8 protein-coding genes are annotated in these 8,057 nt (G+C 64.3%); 7 read left to right on the top strand and 1 reads right to left on the bottom strand.

Going from position 1 to position 8,057, the window contains the following annotated elements:
* The 7 genes from OOT08_RS11225 to OOT08_RS11195 form a co-directional block, all read left to right on the top strand.
* A partial coding sequence (locus tag OOT08_RS11225) for a glycosyltransferase family 2 protein (RefSeq protein WP_325092720.1) occupies window positions 1-1,836 on the top strand: 1,836 nt, incomplete at its 5' end.
* Between the two features lie 255 nt (window positions 1,837-2,091).
* Entirely contained in the window at window positions 2,092-2,601 is a 510-nt protein-coding gene (locus OOT08_RS11220; RefSeq protein WP_325092719.1) for a tripartite tricarboxylate transporter TctB family protein, read from the top strand.
* Window positions 2,602-2,604: 3 nt separating this feature from the next.
* The gene (locus OOT08_RS11215; RefSeq protein ID WP_325092718.1) at window positions 2,605-4,104 is read left to right on the top strand and encodes a tripartite tricarboxylate transporter permease; all 1,500 of its coding nucleotides are present in this window, start codon (window positions 2,605-2,607) and stop codon (window positions 4,102-4,104) included.
* 41 nt (window positions 4,105-4,145) lie between these two features.
* Complete coding sequence (locus tag OOT08_RS11210) at window positions 4,146-5,144, top strand: tripartite tricarboxylate transporter substrate binding protein (RefSeq protein WP_325092717.1); 999 nt, start codon at window positions 4,146-4,148, stop codon at window positions 5,142-5,144.
* Between the two features lie 56 nt (window positions 5,145-5,200).
* A complete protein-coding gene (locus tag OOT08_RS11205; protein ID WP_325092716.1) occupies window positions 5,201-5,755 on the top strand; it encodes a methyltransferase in 555 nt (184 codons plus the stop codon).
* Window positions 5,756-5,768: 13 nt separating this feature from the next.
* Complete coding sequence (locus tag OOT08_RS11200) at window positions 5,769-6,545, top strand: IclR family transcriptional regulator (protein ID WP_325092715.1); 777 nt, start codon at window positions 5,769-5,771, stop codon at window positions 6,543-6,545.
* A 28-nt stretch (window positions 6,546-6,573) separates the two neighbouring features.
* The gene (locus OOT08_RS11195) at window positions 6,574-7,332 is read left to right on the top strand and encodes a DUF1932 domain-containing protein (RefSeq protein WP_325092714.1); all 759 of its coding nucleotides are present in this window, start codon (window positions 6,574-6,576) and stop codon (window positions 7,330-7,332) included.
* On the opposite strand, the gene OOT08_RS11190 is transcribed toward OOT08_RS11195, so the two are convergent.
* Window positions 7,329-8,057: sensor histidine kinase (locus OOT08_RS11190; protein ID WP_325092713.1), on the bottom strand; the 729-nt coding region annotated here is incomplete at its 5' end. The genes OOT08_RS11195 and OOT08_RS11190 overlap by 4 nt on opposite strands.

Here is an 8,057-nt window from a genome sequence, read left to right as displayed (position 1 = left end):
CACTACGCCTTCGCCGCCGAGTGGCTGGAGCGGTTCGCGGGCGAAGAGGCCCTGCACGACCACGTCTCCGAGTTCTTCGTGGAGCAGGTGCTCCTCGGGCTGGCGAGCGATCTGCGGCTGACCCGGCTGGCGCTTCAGGCGGCGGCCGATCAGCGCGAGGCACCGCCCGCCGAGCGGATCGAGGAGCTGCTCAGGCGGCTGCTGTGGATCTTCCGCGCCGAGCTGTGCGTGTTTGAGCGGAAGCGGTACGCCTCGCTCTCGCACGAGCCGAACAAGGCGATGAACCTGAACTCCTTCATCTCGCTCATGGGCGGGGTGTTCCGGCAGGAGGGCACGGATCAGGCGAGCACCGTGCTGGTCCGGCGGGGGCAGCACGAGGCCTCCGAGCCCGGGGATCTCGTGGTGCCCGACAGCCGCTACCTGCTGACGCTCGACGCGGACTCACAGCTGCTGCGGGACTACTGCATCCGGCTGGTGTACCTGCTGGAGCAGCCAGAGAACGAGCGCATCGCGGTCACGCAGACCCCGTATTCCTCGTTCCGCGGCGCGCCGACCCGGATCGAGCGGATCGCGGGCGCGACAACCGATCTCCAGTACCAGCTGCACCAGGGCATGACCCACTACGACGCGACCTTCTGGGTCGGCGCGAACGCGGTCATCCGGAAGGCGGCCCTGAACGACATCGCCGAGACCGAGACGGTCGGCGGCTTCACGATCACGACCTACGTGCAGGACCGCACCGTCATCGAGGACACCGAGTCGAGCATCGACCTGGGCACGCATGGCTGGTCGCTCAAGAACTACCCGGAGCGGCTGAGCTACAGCGCGACCCCGCCCGACTTCGGCTCGCTCGTGGTGCAGCGTCGCCGCTGGGCGAACGGCGGCCTGCTCATCATGCCGAAGTTTTTCGAGCAGATCCGGGCCAGGCGCGGCTCCCCCGATCAGGTGCGGGCGAGCGAGTGGATGCTGCGCACGAACTACATGGTGTCGATCACCTGGGCCTCGCTCGGGTTGCTCTTCCTGCTGTTCTACCCCTTCGACTCGCGCCTGCTGAGCCCCCTGGTCTTTGTCGCGGCGCTGCCGTACTTCCTGTCGATGGGCTCGGACCTGCGGGACGCGGGGCACCGCTTCAGCGACATTTTCCGCATCTACGGCTTCAACCTGGTGCTGTTACCGGTGAACCTCGCCGGGGTGGCGAAGTCGGTGCAGCAGGCGATCACCGGGCAGAAGATTCCCTTCGCGCGCACCCCGAAGGTGGCCAGCCGCACGGCGGCGCCCGCGATCTACGTCGCGATCCCCTACCTGATCGTGATCTTCTCGGTCATCACGGCGCTGCGCGACTTCCAGCTCCAGAACTGGGGCAACGCGGCCTTCGCCGCGTTCAACGCCATCATGGCGACCTGGGCGATCTATTCCTACATCGGCCTGCGCAACTCGCTCGCGGACATCGTGCTCGGCGTCGTCGGCTGGCTGTACGTGCCGGTGAAGCCGAAGAAGACGCCGCCCGTGAGCCCGGTGGTGCCGAAGGCGAGCACCGAGGTGGACTGGCGGGGGATCCTGTATCACGGCGACCGCCGCCTGAACCGGGACCTGCGCCGGGGCGGCGACCGCCGTCGCCGGCTCACCCCGGACCGCGTCGGCGGCCAGGGCCCGCGCGCGGAGGCGACGGGCGACGCCGCCCCGGAGCCGACGGCGACCGAGGTGATCCGCGTCCTCTTCGCGGAGGCGGACACCCCGGCCGTGGAGCCGGGCGACTCCTACGGGCGGCCGCCCCGCCCGCGCGCCCGCGGCAAGCGCCGGGCGGCCGAGGCCGCCGCCGAGCCGGACGCCGACTAGCCGGGCGACTGCGAGGCGGGCTCGGCGGGGGGCGCGCTGAGCCCTGCTCGAGCACCTGGACCCGACGCCCGACCCCGAACGGCGCAGCCGGTCCCGACTGCCCTGAAATCTCGCACGTATCGCTTCTGCGACGTGCGCCTGGGGCGCCGTTGACTTCTCTCAGACGTGTTGTTATGGTCATGTCGCCATTGAATGAATATGAGTTTCACACAATGCAACTTGAGCCTTTCCCGACGATGTGAAAGTGAGGTTCCCATGTCTGCTGACGATGCCTCCCCCGGGGCCCAGCCACACCCGCGGTGGTCCGCGAAGCTCCAGACACAGATCGCCCAAATCGCTGTTGCCGTCATCGGAGTGATCACGGTCTTCCTCTCCGCCGAGCTTCGCTTCTGGACGGCCTTCGGGCCGGGACCCGGCTTTTTCCCCGGCGCAATGGGAGTCCTCCTGATCGGACTTGCCGCGCTCTGGGCAGTGGAAACGAAACGGCGTGGATTTGCGATCGGTGAATCTGTTCACCGCAGTCGAGTCATCTCCATTCTGGGGAGCCTGATTGTGCTCGTGGTCCTGATGGACGTTCTCGGGTTTCAACTGTCCATGGCACTGTTTCTCTTTTTCCATCTGAAGATCCTCGGAAAACAGTCCTGGGTCTGGACAGTCGGTGTCACGCTCATTGGATCGTTTGGGGCGTTTGCGCTCTTCCACTCGGTGCTCGGAGTCCGATTGCCCACCTCCTCGCTCGCATTCCTCGCAAACCTGGGGCTGTGAGCCATGGATTCGCTGATAAGCCTTGCCGATGGTTTCGTTCAAGCACTGAGTTGGCAGAATCTCCTCTTTGCTTTCCTGGGCTGCCTGCTCGGGACACTCGTCGGCGTCCTTCCTGGGATCGGACCCGTTGCCGGTGTCGCCCTCCTCATTCCGCTGTCCTTTAATCTCGATCCCGCTGCCTCAATCATCATGCTGGCCGCAATTTTCTATGGGTCGCAGTACGGCGGCACCATCACCAGTGTGCTCTTGAACACTCCGGGGGAAGCGTCCTCGGCGGTGACCGTCATTGACGGGTATCAGATGACCAAGATGGGTCGCGCAGGAGTGGCTTTAACCATCGCCGCGATCGGCTCCTTCATCGGTGGCACGCTGGCGACGGTAGCGCTTGTTGCTCTCGCCGAACCCCTCAGTTCTTTCGGTCTTGCCATCGGGCCCCCAGAGTTCTTCGCGCTCGTCCTCCTCGGCCTGTCACTTCTCGTGGCCCTCGCTGGAAAATCCATGGTCAAGGCTCTCATCTCAGGAGCACTCGGGCTCCTCATCGCGATGGTCGGCATCGATCCGGTCGTGGGCGCAACGAGATTCACCTTCGGTCAAGTGGACCTCATCGACGGAGTCGCCTTCGTCGCGGTTATTGTCGGCATCTTTGGGCTCTCCGAGGTGATGTCGTATCAGGGTGTCGAGATGACCCCGGGCACCGGTCGAAAAATCCACAGGCTGATGCCGACGAGAACCGATGCTCGACGTTCCGCACCTGCCATCGCGCGCGGGACGGGAATTGGGTTCTTCACCGGAGTCATCCCGGGGATGACCGCGTCGGTATCCTCGTTGCTGTCCTACGGAGCCGAACGAAAATTCTCCAAGCACCGCCGAGAGCTCGGCCAGGGTGCTATCGAGGGCGTCGCTGGCCCAGAAACGGCCAACAACGCACACGCAAACGCTTCGATGATTCCGCTCTTCACCCTCGGGATTCCGGCTTCTCCGACGATTGCGGTGCTGATGGGTGCTTTTCTCCAGCACGGGCTCACTCCCGGGCCTCAGCTCTTTGTTGAAGAGTCTCAGCTTGCCTGGACCATCATCGCCAGCCTCTTTATCGGAAATGTCATCCTCTTGATTCTCAACGTTCCGCTGGTCCGAGTGTGGGTCCAGGTGCTGAAGATCCCATATCCGCTGCTCTCAGCGTTGATTCTGTGTTTCATGGTCATCGGTGCGTACTCGATTAACTTTTCGACTTTTGACATCTTGATCATGACGGCGTTTGGCCTCGTGGGGCTCCTTTTTCGGCACTTTGAGATCCCTATGGCACCGCTCGTGCTCACAATGGTGCTCGGACCCCTCATGGAGCGGTCGCTTCGCGAGAGCCTGCTGCTCGCTCAAGGCTCTGCGGAGATTTTCGTCACCCGACCGATCACGACGGTGCTCTTGATCCTTGCGGCCTTGATCTTGCTCAGCCCGCTCTTTCGCTTCAAAAAACCTGCATCTCTGAACGAAGACGTCGAGGTGTGACCGAGATCGGTCACCCTGTTGAACAGAAAGTGAGTCGAGACATGTTTCAGAAAACTACTGCGTTCGTTGCAACCGGAATCGTCGCTCTCTTCCTCGCCGGATGCGCGCAGGGAGGGAGCCCAGATGACATGAGCGCTGACGATACCTTTCCGGAGCGAAAAATTGAGTTTCTCGTGGCGTTCAGTCCTGGCGGGGCTGTCGACACTGCCGCACGGCTGGTCGCCCCGGTTCTCGAGCGAGAGCTCGGAGTCCCCGTTGAAGTAAATAATGTCACCGGCGCTGGTGGCCAGGTCGGGTACACGCAACTGGCAAAAGCCGCCCCGGACGGGTACACCATCGGGACAACCGGTTCACCCTCGGTTGTGGTCTCGCCCCTCGATCCCTCTCGCGGGGCCACCTATACGATGGAGAGTTTCCAGCCCCTCGCCATGCAGGTTGTTGATCCTGCGGCCATCGCCGTCCCCGTGGACAGTCCCCACCAGACCCTTGAGGAGCTCTTCACTGCCGTTCGCTCAGCCCCGGGAACAGTCAACGCAACGACGACGGGGCTTCAGACCGGTGAGCACTTCGTGATCGCGGAATTGGCCGATGAGTTTGGGGTGGAGTTCAACCCGGTGCACTTTGCCGAGGGAGCCACCGCTGCGACCACGGCCTTTCTGGGCGGACACGTGGAAACACTCGTCGCGAACGTCTCTGACGTGAAAGAGCTTGAGGATCAAGGCAAGGCCAGAGTTCTCGGCATCATGGCCGATGAGCGCCACACAAGCCTGCCGGAAGCACCCACCTTCGAGGAGCAGGGGTATGAAATTTCCACCGGAACCGTTCGAGGCTTTTCGGCACCCGCTGGGCTCCCGGACACCGTGCTCGACCGCTTGAACGCCGCTTTCCAAGCCGCGATCAATGATCCAGATGTCGTCGAAAAAATGGCGAACCTCGGGCTCACCACCGACTATCGGGACGCAGCGGGTTACGCAGAGGTTTGGGCGGAGCAGGACACCATGTATCGTTCGGTTCTTGACCTCGTGCTTGAGGCGAAGTAACCGTGCCAGCTCCGGTGGATCCCGGAAGCATCAGCCACCTCCTTGACGAGTTCCGATTGCTTCCCACCTCAGTCATTTGCGATGTCATGGACCGGTTCGGCGCCCTTGATGCCGAGATCAAGCCCGTGTGGAGCGGGGCCAGCCTCTGCGGACTGATCAGCACCGTATGGACGAGAGAGGGCGATAATCTCGGCATTCATCGCTCCCTCGACCGGGCACAACCCGGCCGGGTACTCGTTGTGGCGGGAGGAGGGCAGACCTATCGAGCCCTCCTCGGGGATTTGATCGCTGAGCGCGCCCGAAATCAAGGAATCGCCGGTTTCGTGGTCGACGGATCCGTCCGTGACGTTCCCGGAATCCGTGCTGCTGAGCTTCCCGTTTTTGCTCGCGGGGTGAACTCAGCCGGGCCGTACAAAAACGGCCCCTATCGCCTCGGCGAGCCCGTTGCGGTCGGAGGCGCGGTCGCGAACGAGGGAGACCTCATCTGCGGCGACGCGGACGGAGTGGTTGTGGTTCCTCGACTGGGAGCAGAGGAGGTACTGCTTCGTGCGCAACGAAAACACACACAAGAAGCTGAGACCCGTGTCGCATTGATTGCGGCCCGCACATAGGGAGGAGACACGCATGCGGGATCCGGGAAACGAGGGGAAGACCACCTCGACGATGCGCTCCCTTGAGCGAGCGTTTGATGTCATCGCCGCCATTGAAGGGGCGGGGGTTTCGCTCCGCCTCACCGATATCGCGCACGCAACACATCTCCACGCCAGCACCGTGACCCGGATCCTCAGCGTGCTCATGCGTCGAGGCTTTGTGGAACAGGACCGAGCAGGCCGATATCGGCTCGGCCCGCTCTTCCTCAGTGGGTCTCATGCCTTCCTCTCGACCGACACCAGAAGCCGCCTGGTTCAGCCCATATTGCAGGAGCTTGCCGAGGTCACCGGCCACACCGCTTCCTTCTACGTTCAGCACGATGACAGTCGAGTTCTCGTGGCCCGCGTGGATGGGAGCCAACCGCTGCGGTACCAAATCCCGATCGGTCGGCGGCTGCCCTTGCACCTCGGAGGCGGCAAGGTGCTTGCGGCTGGGTTCACGAGCGAGGAGCGCGCGCGTTTCCTGTCGGCACAGCCCTCTCTGGACCATGTGAGCGGCCAGAACGTGACCCGCGCCGCATTTGAAGCTGAGCTCTTGGAGATCCGGAAGCAGGGATTTCACTACGCCCGCGGGGAGCGTGAGCTCGGAATGCAGAGCCTGGCGGTACCCGTTCGGGGCACCAACGAGTATGAGCGCCCTGCGATGGTCATCATCGCAACCCGCGCTGATGACTCGGCACCAGCCGAATTGCTCCAGTGGGTCAGCGAGTTAAAAACCGCGGCTCGGGCAATCGAACAGTTAAGTAGCTGACCCCGGGTCAGCAGAAGAGAGGAATACCATGGCGAATATCGCCGTGATCGGTCTGGGTGAGGCAGGAAGCATCTACGCGGCAGCCTTCGCGGCAGCCGGTCACTCGGTCTGGGGAATCGACCCGGGTGATGTCCCAACGCCCCCTCGTGTCAGTCGGACGCTCGAACCGCCGTTGCACGACATCAACGCCGTCTTTGTTCTCACCACTGCGTTCGCCGCCCACGGGCTCTCCGAAACCCTCCTCCCCCGTCTACCCGCAGAATCCCTTTGGGTCGACATGAGCACTGCCTCCCCCACGCAAAAAGCTGAAACTGCGCAACGGTTCCCCAACCTGAAGTACACCGACATCGCAATTCTCGGTCCGGTTCTTGTGTACGGCACGAGCACCCCGCTGCTTGCTTCGGGCGGCAGTGTGACAGAGGTCGCGGACCTCCTGGGCCACGTCGGTGCCCCTGTGGAAACGGTCGCGGAAGGATCCCCCGGAGACGCGATGGCTCACAAACTTCTCCGAAGTATCCTGATGAAAGGGCTCGCCTCAGTCATTACCGAGGCCGTCACGGCGGGGGCCGCGGCGGGTCGAGAACAGTGGATCCGGGAACAGTGTGCCGCCCAGCTCGCCGGCAGCGGCTCCGCAATTGTTGACCGGTTTTTGACCGGTTCCCTCACACACGCGTCTCGTCGTGCTGAAGAAATGAAAAGCGTTGTCCATTTTCTCCAGGATCTCGGGGTCCCCTCAGACATGAGCGCCGCGTCGGCGGAACAGCTGCAACGATTCACTCAGCGCTAAGAGGCGAGCACAGAGACATTCGGAAACTCCCCGCCAGGCTCGGGGGCCAGCGGGAGGTGGACCGTGAAGCGGGTGTCCCCCGGCTCGCTCGTGACGCCGACGGAGCCGCCCGCGGCGTCGACAATCGCGGCGACGATGCTCAGGCCGAGGCCGCTGCCGGAGGCGGCGTCGGGGCGGGCCCGCGAGGCGTCCGCCCGGACGAAGCGGGAAAAGACCCGGTCGATGATCTCCGGGGGGATGCCCGCGCCCGAGTCGTGCACCGTGAGTTCCGCGAAGCCGGGCTGCCCCGGCTCGCTGCCGGGCACGGCGCGCAGCCGCGCGCCGACGGTCGTGCCCGACTCGGTGTGCTGGCGGGCGTTGCCGAGCAGGTTCGCGACGATCTGGTGCAGCTGCCCCGCGTCGGCGGCCACGGGGACCGGCTCCTCCGGGACGTCGAGTTCCCAGAGCCGCTCGGCGTCCATGACCGCGGCGTCGCCGAGCGCCGCGCGCACGATGGGGCCGAGGTCAACGGGCTCGGCCGCGGCCGCCGGCCCCTCGTCCAGGCGGGCGAGCAGGAGCAGGTCCTCGACCAGCGCCTGCATCCGCAGCGACTCCGACTCGATCCGCCCGAGCGAGCGCGCCACGTCCGCTGGCAGCGTCCCGCCGATCCGGCGAACGAGCTCGGAGTAGCCCCGAATGGAGGCGAGCGGGGTGCGCAGCTCGTGGCTCGCATCGGCGACGAAGGT

The sequence above is a fragment of the Leucobacter sp. M11 genome, from assembly GCF_035726885.1.
Lineage (GTDB): Bacteria > Actinomycetota > Actinomycetes > Actinomycetales > Microbacteriaceae > JAPFRB01.
This window is presented reverse-complemented; position numbering and strand designations above follow the sequence as displayed.